This is a genomic window from Aquamicrobium zhengzhouense, from assembly GCF_016124105.1.
GTDB lineage: Bacteria > Pseudomonadota > Alphaproteobacteria > Rhizobiales > Rhizobiaceae > Aerobium > Aerobium zhengzhouense.
On sequence record NZ_JADGMQ010000010.1, the window covers coordinates 1 to 16,364 of the forward strand.

Here is a 16,364-nt window from a genome sequence, read left to right on the forward strand (position 1 = left end):
TGACGACGATCTTCAAAGGCGTCCTGCCATTCTGGTTCGCCATGGCCGTATCCCTGTTGCTGATCGTCATCTTCCCGCAGATCGCAACATTCATCCCACAAGCAATGTTCTGACGAACATCGGGGCCGCGCGGAGCATCGTTTTCGCGCGGCTATTTCTCTCGCTCTACCTAACCTGACGGTTGAGAGTTGGGATCGTTGCTTCCAAGATCAGGCAACATCCCGGTACCGGGGGTCGCATCGGGATTGTTTAGCGCAGGATCGTTCAGCGCCTGCAGCTTATGCCCATCCGCCTGGTCTGCTTCCCTAGCACCGAAAACATGACTGACATGATCGAAGCTGTCCGCCGCGTAGGCAAACAGGAAGACGAGCTGCACTTCGTCGGTATTGGATATGCGGTGAGCCGCGTTCCCGGGGATGAACACCACTTGGCCTGCCTGTAGCTGGCTAACCGTCCCGTCGACCTCACACTCGCCGCTGCCGGATAGCACTATGCAAGCCTCAGCCTGTCGATGAGTGTGCGCCGGCAGGGAGTGTCCGGGCTCCAGAGACACCATCCCGAGGGTGAGTTCAGCTGAAGGCGTGCGTCCTCCCGACAGAAGCAATTTGACACGTGCGGGAACGTCCTCCCGCCAGTCTTCCCACTGCACTTTTGCTGGATCGATCAGCGTTGTCACGATTTTGATCTCCTGTTCGTGCGTGACAACCCGCATCTCGTGTGACCGTTCCATCGCGGCCTCACCCACACGAACGTCGGAACCTTCGAGCCCGTCATCTTGTTAGCCGCAAGCCCCGCAGCTCTGGCCTGCTCAGGCATCAAAAGATCCGCCAGATCTGGAGAAGACGATGAGCCCGCGTGACCCGAATGAGCTGATACCTGACCCAAACCCCGAGGATATTGATCTCGATCCCGATCTGCCGGATCCGAATTTTGAGGGACCAGAACTGGAAGAGCCGGATTGGGACGATCTGGAAGGAGCCGAGATTACCCCCGACAGCGTTCCGGAGAATGGCGACTTCCGGTACGAGGAGGACGAGGACGCCATCGAGCCGTTAGGCGAAGATGACGACAATCCCTATCAGAACAGCGATGAAGCGCTTCCCGACGATGATGAGGAAGCTGCAATCAAGCGCGATCTGAGCGCGCCGGACTGAGAACGAGGTGCCGAATAGCCCCCCAAGCCCGGCACTCACTCCATCGATCGCCTATTCGCTTTGGATCGTCGTGTCCTCCGGAACAGCCTCCGGGCTTTCTGGCTGCAGGTTCATAACCACTCCAAGAACGACCACAGCCGCCAGGAGCACGAGGAGCATCAAGCCTTTTTTGTTCATGCAGTCTCCAATGTAAAACCTTTCGCCTCCTACGGTCCCGGCATTCCGCCGTCACGGTACACTAACCTCCGGTCAAGACCGTTGTTCCGGAACAATGCCTGCACCATGTCGTTGGAACGAGCGGCGGTAGCGAAAGGATAGGGCATGTTGAGACTGATCACGGCAACGATTTTGGCGACCACACTGGCCTATCCGGTCGTGGCACAAACCGACACGCAAAGCGGCGATCCTCTGACGACGGAAAAGACCGGCCGAGTTGGCGTCAGCGGCGTTGGCAGCGATACTGGAAGCTTGCCCCCCGATTGGGATGGAGAGATCGGGGACGCACTTTTCAGCGACACAGGGACCGGCACGCTGCGACCGGAAACCGAGTTCCGCGCGAACTTCTCAGGCCTGTCAGCAGAGCAGCAAGCCGCCGTGCGCTTTCACTGCAATGCCGGTGGCAGTCCTTCGACCAGCCAAGCAGAAGGCCAGGAAAGCGCGCCAGAAGTCACGCAAGGCCCGCTTATTCGGCTATGCGAATGGGTGGGCAGCATTTAGCTGAGCCGAGCGCAACTCGTCCGCTGAACCCTCGCTGGGCTCCTTGATCCTGAACCAGGCGACGTAAAGGGCAGGCAGAAAGAACAAAGTGATCCGCGTGCCGGCCACGATGCCGCCCATCATCGCGTAAGCCATCGGTCCCCAGAACACGTCCCGTGAAATAGGGATCAGGGCTTCGATCTGGATTATCAGGATGAAGGAATTTCGGATGAGAATGCCGACGAGGGCGAGAATGCCGAGTATTGCCACGAAGCCGAGTGGCTTTTGGCTCAACAACATTGCAGCCACGACGCCAATGACGCCAAGCGGGGCTACAGATACGACGAGCAAGAGCTTCTGAAAGCTCTGCAGCTGAACCATCAAGATGGTCGCAGTTACGAACATCATCAGCGGAATGACGGCAAGGATTGTAGATATGTCGGGACTCGCGGGACATCTCCAATAAGCTCCCAATTCTGGGACGAAGGAGGTGTTCATGAGCAAGGTTCGACGCGAGATCACACGCAAGCTTCGTATTCTTCAACATGCTGAAGAGACCGGTGACGTTTCGAAGACCTGTCGATATTTTGGCGTCGGCCGCAGCAGCTTCTACCGGTGGCAAACAGCCTACCGAAAGCATGGTGATGCCGGTCTGGTGAATCGGCCGCCGATTCCGAAGTGGCATGCCAATCGGACGCCGGTCGAAATCGAGGAGAAGGTCCTTCATCTTCGCAGCAAGCACCACCTCGGCCCAATGCGGATCGTCTGGTATCTGGCGCGCTACCACGGCATCAAGATATCAGACGCAACTGTCTCCCGGATGCTCAAGCGCAATGGCGTCAACCGCCTTCCGCGAGGTACCCGCCTGCGGAAGGTGCACATGGGGCGGCCGGGTGGTTGGACCGGAGAGGGGTGCTTCCTGACGCGGCGGCCCCGGCGTCTGGGGCTCCATTGCATCCTCGACACCTGGCTTTTTCACGTCCCGCTGAACGTTCTGGACGAGATGGCCGCGAAAGACCCCAACGTCATTCGGTACATCAGCCAGATCCTGCTGCTCAATTCCGACATGCTGGTGCATGTCGTGCATGACCTGCAGATACCTCAGGCCGAGCGGCGCATCGCAGCCATCCTTTGGCGCACCGCATTTCACGGCAATCAGGCGGTACCTCTTTCCCAGGAAGAAATTGGCGCGATGTCGAACACCTCGCGAAAGCAGGTGAACGCGGCTCTCAGAAAATTCGCCGAACTCGGCTGGTTAACCGCCAGCTATCGTCAGGTGACCGTCGAAAATGCAGCGGCGTTGAACGCGTTCGCGAAAGAGGAGGATTAGCCTCGGATACACTTAGGTCCCGTAGCTGGACCTTCGACGATCGCCTACGCCTTCTGAGTGCTGGACAAGGATCGAAAAGTGAGGCCATGATTGGCAAGCTTCTCGATAATAATGAACCAGAACAGAGGGAACACCTGATGAGAAAGATGGCGACGCTTCTTGCAGCCAGCGCAATGTTCGCGCTGGCTTTTGCTCCCGCCAAGGCAGATACCCCGCCAGATACACTAGTAATGGCGTGGCAATTTGACGACATCATCTCCCTTGACCCTGCTGAGGTGTTCGAATTCTCGGCCGCCGAGATCATGGGCAACACCTACGAGCGGCTGTTCGGCTACGATCTGAAGAACGTCTCCGACCTGTTCGGCGTGGTGGCGGAAACATGGGAGGTCTCCGAGGATGGCAAGACCCTCACATTCAAGATCCGCGAGGGGACGAAATTCGCGTCTGGTAACGACCTGACCGCCGAGGATGTCGTCTTTTCGCTGCATCGCGCCGTCAAGCTCGACAAGTCACCGGCTTTCATCCTCACCCAGTTTGGCTTCACCACGGAGAATGTGGAGGAGAAAATCGTCCAGACGGGCGATTATGAATTCACCTTCGAGATGGACCAGGCCTACGCGCCAACCTTCGTGCTGTACTGCCTGACTTCAACGGTCGCATCGGTCGTCGACAAGAATCTCGTCCTCGAAAACGAAGCAGATGGAGATCTGGGCTATGAATGGCTGAAGCGCAATTACGCCGGTTCTGGACCGTTTGCGCTGCGCCAATGGAGGCCGAATGAAGCTGTCGTCCTGGAGCGAAACGACAATTTCTCAGGTGACAAGGCCCCGCTGACGCGCGTGATCTACCAGCATGTGCCCGAGAGCTCGACACAGCGACTGATGCTCGAACGAGGCGACATCGACATTGCGCGAAACCTTGGACCGGAGGAGATCGCCTCGCTGAAGTCTGCCGAAGGGATCAAGATCGAGACCGGCGACAAAGGCGGCATTTACTATCTCGGCCTAAACCAGAAGAACGAAACGCTGGCTATCCCGCAGGTTCGGCAAGCCCTGAAATATCTCATCGACTATGAGGCGATTGCCGACACGATCATGGCCGGACAGGTGCAAGTCCACCAGGCATTCCTTCCCAAAGGGTTCCTTGGTGCCGTTGAAGACACACCCTTCCAGCTTGATGTAGAAAAAGCGAAGGAACTGCTTGCAGAAGCAGGATTGGCTGATGGTTTTTCAGTCACCATGGACACCCGCAACACACCGGATATCACCGGTATGGGTGAAGCAATTCAGCAGACTTTTGCGCAAGGCGGGGTGAAACTGGAGCTGATCCCCGGCGACGGCGCTCAGACCCTGACCAAAAATCGCGCCCGCGAGCATGACATCTATATCGGCCGCTGGGGCCCGGACTATCAGGACCCGAATACAAACGCTGATGCGTTCGCTGCCAACCCGGACAATTCGGACGATGCTTCAGCCAAGCCGCTCGCCTGGCGCAACGCCTGGGACATTCCGGAACTGACGGAGAAGGTACGCGCCGCAGTATTGGAGACCGACGGCGAAAAGCGCGCGGCGCTGTATGAGGAGATGCAGCGTGAGGTAATGGAGACGGGGCCCTTCGTCATCATGTTCCAGGAAATCGAAGTCGCCGCGATGCGCGACAACGTCGACGGTTTCATCATCGGCCCATCCTTTGACGCCAACCAGTACGGCGCAGCGACAAAGAACTGATCCCGGCTGATGACCGACGCCACCAATGATATTGCCTCAGGAGAGCGTTCGCGCGCGCTCCTGAGTTTCACATTGGCTACCGGCCGTTTTCTACTCATGCTGGCGGTGACCATCTTCGGCCTGCTTGCAGTCACCTTTTTCATCGGCCGCATCGTTCCGGTCGATCCTGTTCTAGCTGTCGTTGGGGATCGTGCGCCCGCTCATGTCTACGCTCGCGTCCGCGAAGAGATGGGCTTGGACCTTCCACTTTGGCATCAATTCGCGATCTATATCGGCAACGTCTTTCGCGCCGATTTTGGCAACTCGATCCTGACATCGCGCCCGGTTGTCGAAGACGTTATTCGTTATTTTCCCGCTACAATGGAACTTGCGACGCTTGGAACGTTCCTTGGCACGCTCTTCGGGGTCCCGCTTGGGGTCGCCGCTGCAGTCAAGCGCGGCAAGTTCATCGATCACGTCGTGCGCGTCATTGGGCTTGTCGGTTATTCAGCACCAATCTTCTGGCTTGGCCTGCTTGGCCTGCTGGTTTTCTATTCCAAGCTCGGCTGGGTTGCGGGCCCCGGGCGCCTCGACGTCACATATGAGTACATGCTGACGCCGGTAACCGGGATGGTCCTCGTCGATTCTGCGTTGGCCGGTGATTGGGCAGTGTTTCGCAATGCCGTCTCCCACATCGCACTGCCCTCGGCGCTGCTCGGCTATTACTCTCTCGCCTATATCAGCCGCATGACCCGGTCGTTCATGCTGAACGAGTTGTCGCAGGAATACATCACCACGGCCCGCGTAAAAGGACTTTCGGAGACGCGGATCATATGGTTTCACGCGCTTCGAAATGCAGCGGTGCCGCTTATCACCGTCATAGCCCTCTCCTATGCGCATCTTCTCGAAGGTTCGGTTCTGACCGAAACTGTCTTCGCCTGGCCGGGACTTGGCCGCTACATCACCAATTCGCTGCAAAATGCTGACATGAACGCTGTGCTTGGCGGAACACTGGTGATCGGACTCGTTTTCGTTGCCGTGAACACGTTCTCCGATCTGTTGTATCGGCTGTTCGATCCGAGGACGCGCTGAGATGGGTAACCTCGCGACATCATCCCGGCGAGGCAGACTGCGGAAATGGCTCACCACAAACGAGCCGATCTCGCGTGGGCAAGCGCGTCTTGGCAGTGCATATCGCTCATGGCTCGCATTTTCGCGCAATCCGCTCGCAATGCTCGGCCTGATCATCGTCCTCGCGCTGATCATCATTGCAATCTTTGCGGATCAAATAGCCACGCCCTCCCCGGTCGTCGGAGGAGATCTGCGCACCGAACGCTTGCAGCCTCCAGGTGAAAACCATTGGCTCGGGACGGACAATCAGGCGCGAGATATCTTCTCAAGGCTCGTGCACGGATCGCGATTAACCCTCATGGTCGTGATGCTCGTAACGGTCATAGCCATGCCCATCGGGCTGCTTATCGGCACCGTCGCAGGGTATATGGGGGGCTGGGTAGACGCGGTCCTGATGCGGATCACTGACATCTTCCTCGCCTTTCCCCGCCTGATCCTCGCGCTTGCTTTCGTCGCGGCACTCGGTCCGGGCATCGTCAATGCGGTGATCGCCATAGCGATAACATCGTGGCCGCCCTATGCGCGTATTGCCCGAGCAGAGACGCTGACGATCCGCAACAGCGATTTTGTACTGGCGGTCAGGCTGCAAGGCGCTTCACCGTTCCGGATCATCACCCGCCACATCGTGCCGCTTTGTATCCCCTCGGTGATCATCCGGGTCACCCTCGACATGGCCGGCATCATTCTGACCGCCGCCGGGCTTGGTTTCCTCGGCCTTGGTGCTCAGCCACCGACGCCGGAATGGGGCGCGATGATCGCCGCCGGCCGCCAGTTCATCATCGACTATTGGTGGGTCGCGACCATGCCCGGAATTGCGATCTTCGTTGTCTCGCTCGGCTTCAACTTGCTTGGAGATGGCCTTCGCGATGTTCTGGACCCCAAGGCCGAAAAATGACCCAAAGATCCCTCCTTGAGGTCGAAGATCTGAGAGTGCGCTTCCATCTGCGTACCGGCCTGGTTGAAGCCGTGCGCGGCGTGTCCTTCAAGGTGGGCAAGGAAAGACTCGGGATCGTGGGAGAGTCCGGGTCCGGGAAGTCGCAGACCGCACGGGCATTGTTGGGGCTCACGCCACCGCCTGGGGAAGTTCTGGCCAATCGCCTGACCTTCGATGGCATTGACCTTCTTGCCGCCTCGCGCCGAACCCTCAGGGCACTTCGGGGCGGGCGCATGGCGATGGTGATGCAAGACCCCAAATATTCGCTGAACCCGGTCATGACCCTCGGCGCGCAAATGGTGGAGACCTATCTGGCCCACACGCGAGCCGGAATACGCGAGGCGAAGGAGAAGGCACTCGCCATGCTCGAGGCCGTGCGGCTCAGAGATCCCGAGCGAGTGTTTTCGCTTTATCCGCATGAGGCCTCCGGCGGGATGGGTCAACGGGCGATGATCGCAATGATGCTGATCACTGATCCGGATTTCCTGATCGCGGACGAGCCGACCTCGGCGCTGGACGTAACCGTCCAACAGGAGGTTCTGCGCATCCTCGATGCACTCGTTGATGAACGTGGGATGGGATTGATCTTCATCAGCCACGATCTGCGGTTGGTCTCATCGTTCTGCGACCGGGTTCTGGTGATGTATGGTGGCAAGGTGATGGAAGAGCTGGCCACCGGGAACCTGTCTGACGCGCAGCATCCCTACACGCGCGGCTTGATGAACTGCCTGCCTGCGATCAGCGGTTCGGCGCATCCGTTGCCAACCCTGGAGCGCGATCCGGAGTGGGCACGGTGATGATTGACATCAAAGATCTGTCTATCGTGTTCGGTAGTGGCCGCCTGAGGGTAGAAGCCGTTAAGGGGCTCGATTTTCATGTGGAGGAGGGCGAAGCATTCGGCCTCGTCGGCGAGTCCGGTTCGGGCAAATCGACCGTATTGCGGGCCATTTGCGGCTTGGCTCCCATTGCACGGGGCTCCATATCCATTAATGGCAATAAGGTAACCGAACCCAGGGGCCGCCAGTTCTATTCTACGGTCCAGATGGTTTTCCAGGATCCTTACGGCTCACTTCACCCTCGCCAGACGATCGACCGGATACTGTCTGAACCGCTGTCGATTCACGGACAACGCGACCAGGACCTTCGCATCGTTGCGGCCTTGGAGGAGGTCGGGCTCGGTCCTGCTTATCGCTTTCGGTATCCGCATCAGCTTTCTGGCGGACAACGCCAGCGCGTAGCAATTGCACGGGCTCTGATTTTGAACCCGAAGATCGTTCTGCTTGATGAGCCGACGTCAGCCCTCGATGCTTCCGTGCAGGCGGAAATTCTCAATCTTCTTGAACGGCTACGGACAGAGCGCGGCCTCACCTATATTCTCGTCAGCCACGATCTCGCGGTCGTCACACATCTTTGCCGGCGCCTCCTCGTGATGCGGAATGGCGAAATGGCGGAATTGACCGACTCGTCCACCCTTCGTCGGGGCCAGCCTGCTTCCGCATATACACGCGAACTCATCCGCGCCACGCAAGGATTTGCAAGGGCGAAAGCCCTTTCAGCTGTACCACGGCGGATCTGCGGAAAAGCCGCGGACCCACTGAATTCGGCGGAACATATGCATTCCGGTGGAAAGAATACTCGACCCAGATCCCCTTAGTTGACTAGTATGGAAGTATGGCTGTAAGGAGGTTTTAGGGAGAGGCACGAATGCTCGATTTAAAACAACAAGACTGGACGGTGGACCAAAGCGCCTCCTTGACGCCGCAGCTCTATCGAATCCTGCGTGAGCGCATCATTAGCGCGGACCTGATGCCCGGAAGCAGAATCTCGGAGGCGGAGATCGCTTCCAGCTACTCGCTGAGCCGCCAGCCGGTTCGGGAGGCATTCATTAAACTTGCGGAAGATGGCCTTCTTGAAGTGCGCCCGCAGCGCGGCACTTATGTGCGCAAGATTTCAGCAGCGGCCGTCACAGACGTACGGTTCGTGCGCGAGGCTATTGAGGCCGACATTGTGCGCCTTGTCGCTGAGCAGGCTGACAGCGCTCTGGTGAAGGAACTCCAGGCCCAGATTCGTGAACAGCAAGAATTGCCGGAGACTGAAGCTAGCCGGTTCATGACGCTCGACGAGCGCTTTCACCGCACCCTCGCTGAAGCAGCGGGCAAAGCGTATGCGTGGAAGGTCATCGAGCAGGTCAAAGGCCAGATGGACCGTGTCCGTTACCTGAGCGCACTACAGTTTCCGAAGCGCGACCTCGTCGCGCAACACACCGAGATCGTCAAGGCTATTGCAGAGCATGACCCTGACGGTGCCGCCACTGCCATGAGAGCACATCTACGCAAGATCCTTACGGATCTGCCGGCCATGGCAGTCGCGCGTCCAGACTTCTTTGAAACTGCAACCTGAAACTCGTTTTGACTGGGAGGTCATTGAAATGCAATTCCGGAAACTGACGACAGCCTTCTTGGCAGGTATCACCGGTGCCATGCTCGCCACCTCGGCGATGGCGCAGGAGCTGACGCTTAAGCTTGGTCACCTCGCAAATGAGCAGAACTCGTGGCACAAGGCTTCCCTCAAATTCGGTGAGGAGCTCTCCGCGCTGACGGACGGTCGAATTGCCGTAGAGGTTTTCCCGAACGACTCTCTCGGGCGCGAGATTGACCTGATTAACGGCATGCAGCTGGGCACGGTCGAGATGACCATTACCGGCGAAAGCCTTCAGAACTGGGCGCCAATGGCGGCTTTGCTGGCAATCCCTTACGGCTATACGTCGCTTGAGGAGATGGATGCCGTTGCCCGCGGCGAAATCGGGAAGCAGATTGAAGAACAGATCATTGAGACCGCCCGGGTCCGCCCGATTGCGTATTTCGCTCGCGGCCCGCGCAACCTGACCACCAACAAGGCTATCACCACCCCTGCTGAACTCGAGCGCATGCGTATGCGCGTACCGAACGTTCCGCTCTTCGTTGACGTCTGGACCGCACTTGGCGCGCTCCCGACACCTATGGCGTTTTCGGAGGTCTTCACCTCGCTGCAGAACGGCACCATTGCTGGCCAGGAAAACCCGCTTGCCTTGATTCAGTCGGCCTCGTTCAACGAGGTACAATCGCACGTGAACCTGACCGAGCACGTCCGCTCATGGATCTACCTGACGATTTCCGAGCTGGTCTGGGCGCAGCTTTCGGAAGAAGACAAGGGACACGTTCTCGAAGCTGCCAAGCGCGCTCAGGCTTACGAGCGTGAGCTGTTCCTCCAGGACGAGCAGGCCATCCGCGCAGACCTTGAAGCGAAGGGCATGACCTTCGTTGAAGTCGACCAGCAGGCCTTCGCGGATGCATCACGAGATGCAGTCATCAAGAATGTCGATGAGAGCATCCGTCCAATCGTCGAAGATCTCTTCAAGCGCTAATCGCATGTCGCTCCAACGGCGCGGAATTGCTCCGCGCCGTTGCGCAAGAAAGGAACGGCCAATGCGATATCTGGCACTATTAACCCGTATCATTGACGGAACCAGCAGAACTGCACTCGGACTAATTTTCTTAGCCCTGATCGCTGTCGTCAGCCTGCAAATATTTACCCGCACTTTCGGTCTTTATTCGCCGGTCTGGACCGAGGAGCTGTCACGCTACCTGCTGCTTTACATGACCGCCTTTGGCATTGGCCTTTCCTTTGTGACGGGTGAACTCGTCAACGTAGACATGCTGCAGGAAGCCGTGCCGGCGCGAGTTGCCTGGTGGATGCGTCTCTTCGCAGCAGTAGCTACCGCTGGCATGTGCATCGCAATGATCTACCCGTCCTGGCTCTTCACCTCGATCGGTGCGTTCCAACGTTCACCAAGCCTACGCTGGACGATGGATTACCTCCACGCCAGCATGCTGATCTTGTCTGTTCTCCTGCTCATTTTCGCAGTGGCTCGCGTGGTCGGCATGCTGGTCGGCATTGATGACGGCCACCCGCAGCGTCCCGAGGAAATCTGATTATGGACATTCTTGTTCTGCTGGCGACGTTCTTGGGGACGCTGGCGCTGGGCGTGCCTGTAGCGATCTGCCTTGGCCTCTCCTCGCTCGCTTACATCATCTTCGCCGGTCTTCCTGTCGTCATCATTCCTCAGCGCATGTACGCGGGTATGGACGTCTTCGTCCTCCTGTGCATCCCCGGCTTCATCCTCGCCGGCAATCTGATGAACTATGGTGGGGTGACCGAGCGCATCATCCGTCTGGCCAATGCTCTGGTGGGCTGGATGCGCGGCGGCCTTGCCATGGCAAACGTTGCCGATTCCATGATGTTTGGCGGCGTCTCCGGAACTGCAGTCGCTGACGTCGCGGCCACCGGCGGCGTAATGATCCCGGGCATGAAGAAATCCGGCTATCCCGCCGATTTTGCCGCCGCTATTACCGCTGCCTCCTCGACCGTCGGCCCGATGCTCCCCCCAAGCGTCCCGATGATCGTCGTAGGCGCGCTCTCGGGCATTTCCGTTGGTCAGCTTTTCCTGGCCGGCGCAGTTCCAGGCATCCTGATGGGCGTTGCCATGGGCATCACCTGCTACGTCATCTCCGTTCGCCGCAATTACCCGCGCCAGCCATGGCAGGGTTTAGGTGAACTAGCACGCGCATCGGCTTCGGCCTCGTGGGCGCTTGCGATGATCGGCCTGATCATCGGCGGCTTGATCACCGGCGTTGCCACACCTACCGAAACCGCGATCGTGGCGAGCATTTACGCGTTTCTCGTCGGCACCTTGGTCTACCGCGAGTTGCCACTGCGCGCTGTGCCGAAGATCCTGATCGATAGCGCAATTTCCTCGGCAGGCATTCTCGCTCTGGTCGGTTTCGCTAACGTCTTCGGTTCAATCCTCGCCGCAGAGCGTATTCCCCAGATGCTGGTGACCGCTGTTCTCTCGATCACGGAGAACAAGTATGTCGTGATCCTCCTGATCAACATCCTGCTGCTCTTTGTGGGCATGTTCATGGAGACAATTGCAGCCCTCATCATTCTGTTCGTCCCGCTGCTGTCACTCGCCACCAGCGTTGGGATTGACCCTCTGCACTTCGCAACCTTTGCGGTTCTGAACCTGATGATTGGCCTGACAACACCTCCGGTTGGCGTCTGCCTGTTCGTTGCTTGCAACATTGCCCGCCTGCCATTGCTCCCGGTGATCAAGGCAATCGTACCGTTCCTGCTCTCGAACTTCATCGTGCTGCTACTCGTATCGTACTACCCGCCATTCGCGACGTGGCTGCCCACGACGGTGCTGGCACCGTGAGGATTATTATGAAGACACGCGTTTGTAGACTGCACGCCAAGGGCGACATCCGCATCGAGGAGATCGATGTCGCCGCGCCTGGCGAAGGCGAAGTACTGATCACTATGGGAGCAGGCGGCATTTGCGGCTCCGACCTCCACTATTATCAGGATGGTGGCTTTGGTCCCATCCGGGTGAAGGAGCCGATCATACTCGGCCACGAGGTCGCCGGAACCATCCGCGCTGTAGGCTCGGGCGTAGTTGGCCTGGCTGAGGGCGATCGGGTTGCAGTCAATCCAAGCCGTCCCTGCAATGAGTGCAGCTACTGCCGGGAAGGCTTGCGCCAGCACTGCCTAAGCATGCGCTTCTTTGGCTCTGCGCTTCGCTTTCCGCACGAACAAGGCGGCTTCCGCGACTACCTCGTTGCCCAGTCGTTCCAGTGTGAGAAGGTCGGGTCGCAGACCAGCCTTGCCGAAGCGGCCGTTGCCGAACCACTTGCAGTGTGTCTGCACGCGCGAAATCGCTATGGCGACGTCGCTGGCAAGCGGGTCCTCGTCACCGGTGCAGGCCCGATCGGCGCACTGATGACTGCTGCGTGCGCGCAGGCCGCCGCGAGCGAAATCGTCGTCACCGATCTGCAGGACGCTGCGCTTGCGACGGTGTCGAAGATGGGGGCCACCGCCACAGTGAACGTTGCAAGAGACGCCGACAAGCTTGCTCCTTACCAGGCAGACAAGGGCTACTTCGACGTGGTCTTCGAGTGTTCGGCAGCAGCCCCGGCAATCCGCACATCTATCGAGTGTGTGCGCCCTCAAGGCACGATCGTCCAATTGGGCGTGGCAGGCGATCTGCCCATCCCGGTGAACATGCTGGTGGGCAAGGAAGTCAACTTGGTTGGCTCTCATCGCTTTGACGCGGAATTTGCAGAGGCGGTGAGGCTGATCGACAGCCGTGCCATTGATGTTACTCCCATCATCTCGGCGAGTTATCCGCTCGAAGAAGCACATGCCGCTTTCGAGATCGCGGGAGATCGCAGCCGCGCGGTCAAGGTTCAGCTCACTTTCGCTGAATCCTGAAAATGACCATCAAGCACATCAATCAGGCGGCGATTGCCGCCTGATTGGTTACTCCGACTGCAATTATCTGGCGATCGGCAACAGTTCAGCGCGCTTTACCTGACCAAGCGCGAAGCTCGTTTCAATGGATGCGATGTTGTCGAGGCGCGTGAGTTTGTCCTTGATGAAGCGCTCGTAGGCCTCCAGATCCGCGGCAACGACACGCATCAGATAATCTCGCTGTCCCGTCATCAAATAGCAGTCCAGAACCTCCGGCCAGCGTGAGACCGCGTCTTCAAAGCGGTCCAGATCCTCTTCTCGCTGTCTCTCCAATTTGATCGAAGCGAAGGCACTGATCGGCAGCCCGACCTTCTTCTGGTCGATGATCGCTGCATAACCTTTGATGATGCCAGCCTGCTCCATCAGCCGCACCCGACGTGCGCAGGGGGAGGGAGAAAGGCCCACCTTTTCGGCAAGCTCGCCAATCGAGATCTTGCCATCCTCCTGAAGAGAACGAATAATTTTACGGTCGATAGCGTCCAGTTTCGGCATTGGCTGCAATCATCATTCTTGAGCAATATCTTGGTCAATCAAGCTAAACTGCAGTCCACTTTCTAGCAAGATTGATCTGTTTCACCTCCTGAACAGGAGTAGCATCTCCCAAGGTAATGGGGAGCGAGTTGATGACCGATCTGAAGATGCTGTCGGAGCTGGAGCGCAAGGTCCTTTGGCTATCGACGTGGATGATTCACAATGCCAACCATGTTCGCGACAATGGCGACGGCTTGAAGGTGGGCGGCCACCAGGCTTCATCAGCGTCACTCGCAACCATCATAACCGCGCTGTACTTCCACGCTTTGCGCCCGGAAGACCGCGTCGCCGTAAAGCCGCATGCAAGCCCGATATTCCATTCGATCCAATACCTTCTGGGGAACCAGGATCGAGCGCGGATGGAGAACTTTCGCGGCTATAAGGGTGTGCAGTCATACCCTTCACGAACAAAAGACATCGACGACGTCGACTTTTCCACGGGTTCTGTGGGGCTGGGCGTCGCGCAGACTTTGTTCTCCTCCTTGGTGCAGGATTACGTTCAGGCCAAAGGCTGGAAACCCGGCATGCCTGAAGGAAAGATGGTTGCTCTCGTCGGCGATGCCGAGATGGACGAAGGCAACATCTTCGAGGCCCTTCTGGAAGGATGGAAGCATGGTCTTCGCAACACCTGGTGGGTGGTAGACTACAACCGCCAGAGCCTTGACGCTGTGGTGCGGGAGGGTCTTTGGGCGCGTTTTGAAGCGATTTTCCGCAATTTCGGCTGGGACGTTGTGGTACTGAAGCACGGAAAGTTGCAGCAAGCCGCATTTGCAGAACCGGGTGGCGAAAAGCTGCGCGACTGGATCGACGCTTGCCCCAATCAACTCTACTCGGCGCTCACCTTCCAGGGGGGCGCTGCATGGCGCAAGCGCTTGATGGACGAGATCGGCGATCAAGGAGACGTCACCCGCCTTATTGAAGCCCGAAGTGATGACGAACTCGCGGCGCTGATGGGCAATTTGGGCGGACATGATTTACCGACCTTGATTGAAGCCTTCGAAGCAGCGCGCGAGCACGACCGACCCGTCTGCTTTATCGCCTACACTGTCAAAGGATTCGGTCTGCCGCTTGCCGGCCACAAGGACAATCACGCCGGTCTGATGACGCCAAAACAGGTTGAGGCACTGCGCCAGTCCATGAATGTGCGTGTCGGGCACGAATGGGAAAAGTTCGAGGGACTGCATGTGCCGGAAGAGCAGGTTACATCGTTCCTGCAAAAGGTACCTTTCGCTGCCAAGGGCAGACGCAGGTTCACCGCAGCGGAAGTAGCCGTTCCCGCCAAGCTCGAGTTCAGCGCACAGCCTGCCATGTCTACCCAGCAAGGTTTCGGCTTTGTGATGCATGAGATTTCAAAAGGCGACAGCGAACTTGCTGAACGGATCGTCACAACGTCTCCCGACGTCACGGTTTCGACCAATCTCGGGGCGTGGGTAAACCGGCGCGGACTATTCTCCAAGGAGACCATGGCCGACCTGTTCAAGGCAGAGCGGATCCCCTCGACCTATAATTGGTCGTTCTCCCCGAAGGGCCAGCACATGGAACTTGGCATCGCCGAGATGAATTTGTTCATCATGCTGTCTGCCCTGGGGCTGTCGCACTCGATCTTCGGCGAGCGGCTGCTGCCGGTGGGCACGCTGTATGATCCATTCATCGAACGCGGTCTCGATGCGCTCAACTATGCCTGCTACCAGGACGCGCGCTTCATGATCGTCGCGACGCCGTCGGGCGTTACGCTCGCACCGGAAGGCGGAGCGCATCAATCTATCGCGACACCGCTGATTGGCATGGCTCAGGATGGCCTCGCCAGCTTTGAACCTGCGTTTGTCGATGAGCTTGCGGTCATGATGCGCTGGGCGTTCGAATACATGCAGCGCTCCGGAGAGGCCGATCCTGACGAATTGACCTGGCTTCGCGACGCAACAGGCGGCTCTGTTTATCTTCGCCTGTCCACCCGCTCGGTTGAACAAATCAACCGGGAAATGACGCCAGAATTGGAGCGCGACATCATCAATGGTGGCTACTGGCTGAGAAAACCGGGCCCGAACGCTCAGCTTGTTGTCGCATATACGGGCGCTTTAGCCCCTGAGGCTATCGAAGCGATTGGCCTCATGGGCGAGGACCGACGCGATATCGGTCTGCTCGCAATTACATCAGCCGACCGCCTCAACGCAGGCTGGACCGCGGCACAACGCGCTCGCGAGGGTGAGCTCGTCCACGCTACCAGCCATGTGGAACGGTTGCTCGCGGATGTGCCGTCTCATTGCGGCCTCGTCACCGTGATTGACGGACACCCCGCGACGCTTGGGTGGCTGGGCTCGGTACACGGCCACCGGACCCGTTCTCTGGGCGTCGAGCATTTCGGTCAGACCGGATCGATTGCAGATCTCTACCGCCACTACGGAATCGATGCACAAGGTATCGTACGAGCGGCTGCAGCGCTCACCCCGGGCCGACCCATCCGCAATCTGCGAGCGGTTTGACCATCCGATTGCCAGCTTAGATCAGAGGGTGCTCGCTCCCTCTGATCTAAGAAA

General features: G+C 58.3%; 16 protein-coding genes and 3 pseudogenes. 15 read left to right on the forward strand and 4 right to left on the reverse strand.

Annotated elements, in window-relative coordinates:
* Positions 1-169 precede the first annotated feature (169 nt).
* Entirely contained in the window at positions 170-730 is a 561-nt protein-coding gene (locus tag IOD40_RS13515; RefSeq protein WP_198477118.1) for a cupin domain-containing protein, read from the reverse strand.
* Positions 731-845: 115 nt separating this feature from the next.
* Here IOD40_RS13515 and IOD40_RS13520 point away from each other — a divergent pair, with 115 nt between their 5' ends.
* Positions 846-1,154, forward strand: a complete 309-nt coding sequence (locus IOD40_RS13520) for a hypothetical protein (RefSeq protein ID WP_233713988.1) — start codon at positions 846-848, stop codon at positions 1,152-1,154.
* Positions 1,155-1,205: 51 nt separating this feature from the next.
* Here the strand turns inward: IOD40_RS13520 and IOD40_RS20225 are convergent, their stop codons facing one another.
* Positions 1,206-1,331 carry a hypothetical protein gene (locus IOD40_RS20225; protein ID WP_267905105.1) on the reverse strand — a complete coding sequence of 42 codons (126 nt, stop codon included), beginning with the start codon at positions 1,329-1,331 and terminating at the stop codon, positions 1,206-1,208.
* A 144-nt stretch (positions 1,332-1,475) separates the two neighbouring features.
* Between IOD40_RS20225 and IOD40_RS13525 the strand changes: the two genes are divergently transcribed.
* Positions 1,476-1,871, forward strand: coding sequence for a hypothetical protein (locus tag IOD40_RS13525; protein ID WP_198477120.1), 396 nt, complete (start codon positions 1,476-1,478; stop codon positions 1,869-1,871).
* On the opposite strand, the pseudogene IOD40_RS13530 reads toward IOD40_RS13525, so the two are convergent.
* Positions 1,845-2,279, reverse strand: a pseudogene (locus IOD40_RS13530) (AcrB/AcrD/AcrF family protein); the annotation flags it as partial. The gene IOD40_RS13525 and the pseudogene IOD40_RS13530 sit on opposite strands and share 27 nt — an antisense overlap.
* A gap of 67 nt (positions 2,280-2,346) precedes the next feature.
* Between IOD40_RS13530 and IOD40_RS20090 the strand changes: the two are divergent.
* The 12 genes and pseudogenes from IOD40_RS20090 to IOD40_RS13585 all read left to right on the forward strand — a co-directional run.
* Positions 2,347-2,739 (forward strand): annotated as a pseudogene (locus IOD40_RS20090) (helix-turn-helix domain-containing protein); the annotation flags it as partial.
* 237 nt (positions 2,740-2,976) lie between these two features.
* Positions 2,977-3,180 (forward strand): annotated as a pseudogene (locus IOD40_RS20095) (helix-turn-helix domain-containing protein); the annotation flags it as partial.
* 137 nt (positions 3,181-3,317) lie between these two features.
* A complete protein-coding gene (locus tag IOD40_RS13540; protein ID WP_198477124.1) occupies positions 3,318-4,907 on the forward strand; it encodes an ABC transporter substrate-binding protein in 1,590 nt (529 codons plus the stop codon).
* Between the two features lie 9 nt (positions 4,908-4,916).
* Positions 4,917-5,978, forward strand: a complete 1,062-nt coding sequence (locus IOD40_RS13545) for an ABC transporter permease (RefSeq protein WP_198477126.1) — start codon at positions 4,917-4,919, stop codon at positions 5,976-5,978.
* Between the two features lies 1 nt (position 5,979).
* Positions 5,980-6,912 carry a nickel transporter permease gene (gene nikC, locus IOD40_RS13550; protein ID WP_198477128.1) on the forward strand — a complete coding sequence of 311 codons (933 nt, stop codon included), beginning with the start codon at positions 5,980-5,982 and terminating at the stop codon, positions 6,910-6,912.
* A complete protein-coding gene (locus IOD40_RS13555) occupies positions 6,909-7,748 on the forward strand; it encodes an ABC transporter ATP-binding protein (protein WP_198477130.1) in 840 nt (279 codons plus the stop codon). Before nikC ends, IOD40_RS13555 begins: the two co-directional genes overlap by 4 nt.
* Entirely contained in the window at positions 7,748-8,605 is an 858-nt protein-coding gene (locus IOD40_RS13560) for an ABC transporter ATP-binding protein (protein WP_198477132.1), read from the forward strand. The genes IOD40_RS13555 and IOD40_RS13560 overlap by 1 nt, the downstream gene beginning before the upstream one ends.
* Before the next feature lie 50 nt (positions 8,606-8,655).
* Positions 8,656-9,351, forward strand: a complete 696-nt coding sequence (locus IOD40_RS13565) for a GntR family transcriptional regulator (RefSeq protein ID WP_198477133.1) — start codon at positions 8,656-8,658, stop codon at positions 9,349-9,351.
* A 28-nt stretch (positions 9,352-9,379) separates the two neighbouring features.
* Positions 9,380-10,354: a TRAP transporter substrate-binding protein gene (locus IOD40_RS13570; protein WP_198477134.1), complete on the forward strand. Its 975-nt coding sequence runs from the start codon at positions 9,380-9,382 to the stop codon at positions 10,352-10,354.
* A 61-nt stretch (positions 10,355-10,415) separates the two neighbouring features.
* Positions 10,416-10,922 (forward strand): TRAP transporter small permease, encoded by a 507-nt coding sequence (locus tag IOD40_RS13575; protein ID WP_198477135.1) that lies wholly within the window; start codon positions 10,416-10,418, stop codon positions 10,920-10,922.
* A 2-nt stretch (positions 10,923-10,924) separates the two neighbouring features.
* Positions 10,925-12,205 (forward strand): TRAP transporter large permease, encoded by a 1,281-nt coding sequence (locus IOD40_RS13580; protein ID WP_198477136.1) that lies wholly within the window; start codon positions 10,925-10,927, stop codon positions 12,203-12,205.
* Positions 12,206-12,213: 8 nt separating this feature from the next.
* Entirely contained in the window at positions 12,214-13,260 is a 1,047-nt protein-coding gene (locus IOD40_RS13585) for an L-idonate 5-dehydrogenase (RefSeq protein ID WP_198477137.1), read from the forward strand.
* A 63-nt stretch (positions 13,261-13,323) separates the two neighbouring features.
* Here the strand turns inward: IOD40_RS13585 and IOD40_RS13590 are convergent, their stop codons facing one another.
* Positions 13,324-13,791 (reverse strand): Lrp/AsnC family transcriptional regulator, encoded by a 468-nt coding sequence (locus IOD40_RS13590; RefSeq protein WP_198477138.1) that lies wholly within the window; start codon positions 13,789-13,791, stop codon positions 13,324-13,326.
* Between the two features lie 131 nt (positions 13,792-13,922).
* Between IOD40_RS13590 and IOD40_RS13595 the strand changes: the two genes are divergently transcribed.
* Positions 13,923-16,310, forward strand: a complete 2,388-nt coding sequence (locus tag IOD40_RS13595) for a transketolase (protein ID WP_198477139.1) — start codon at positions 13,923-13,925, stop codon at positions 16,308-16,310.
* The last annotated feature ends 54 nt before the right edge of the window (positions 16,311-16,364 follow it).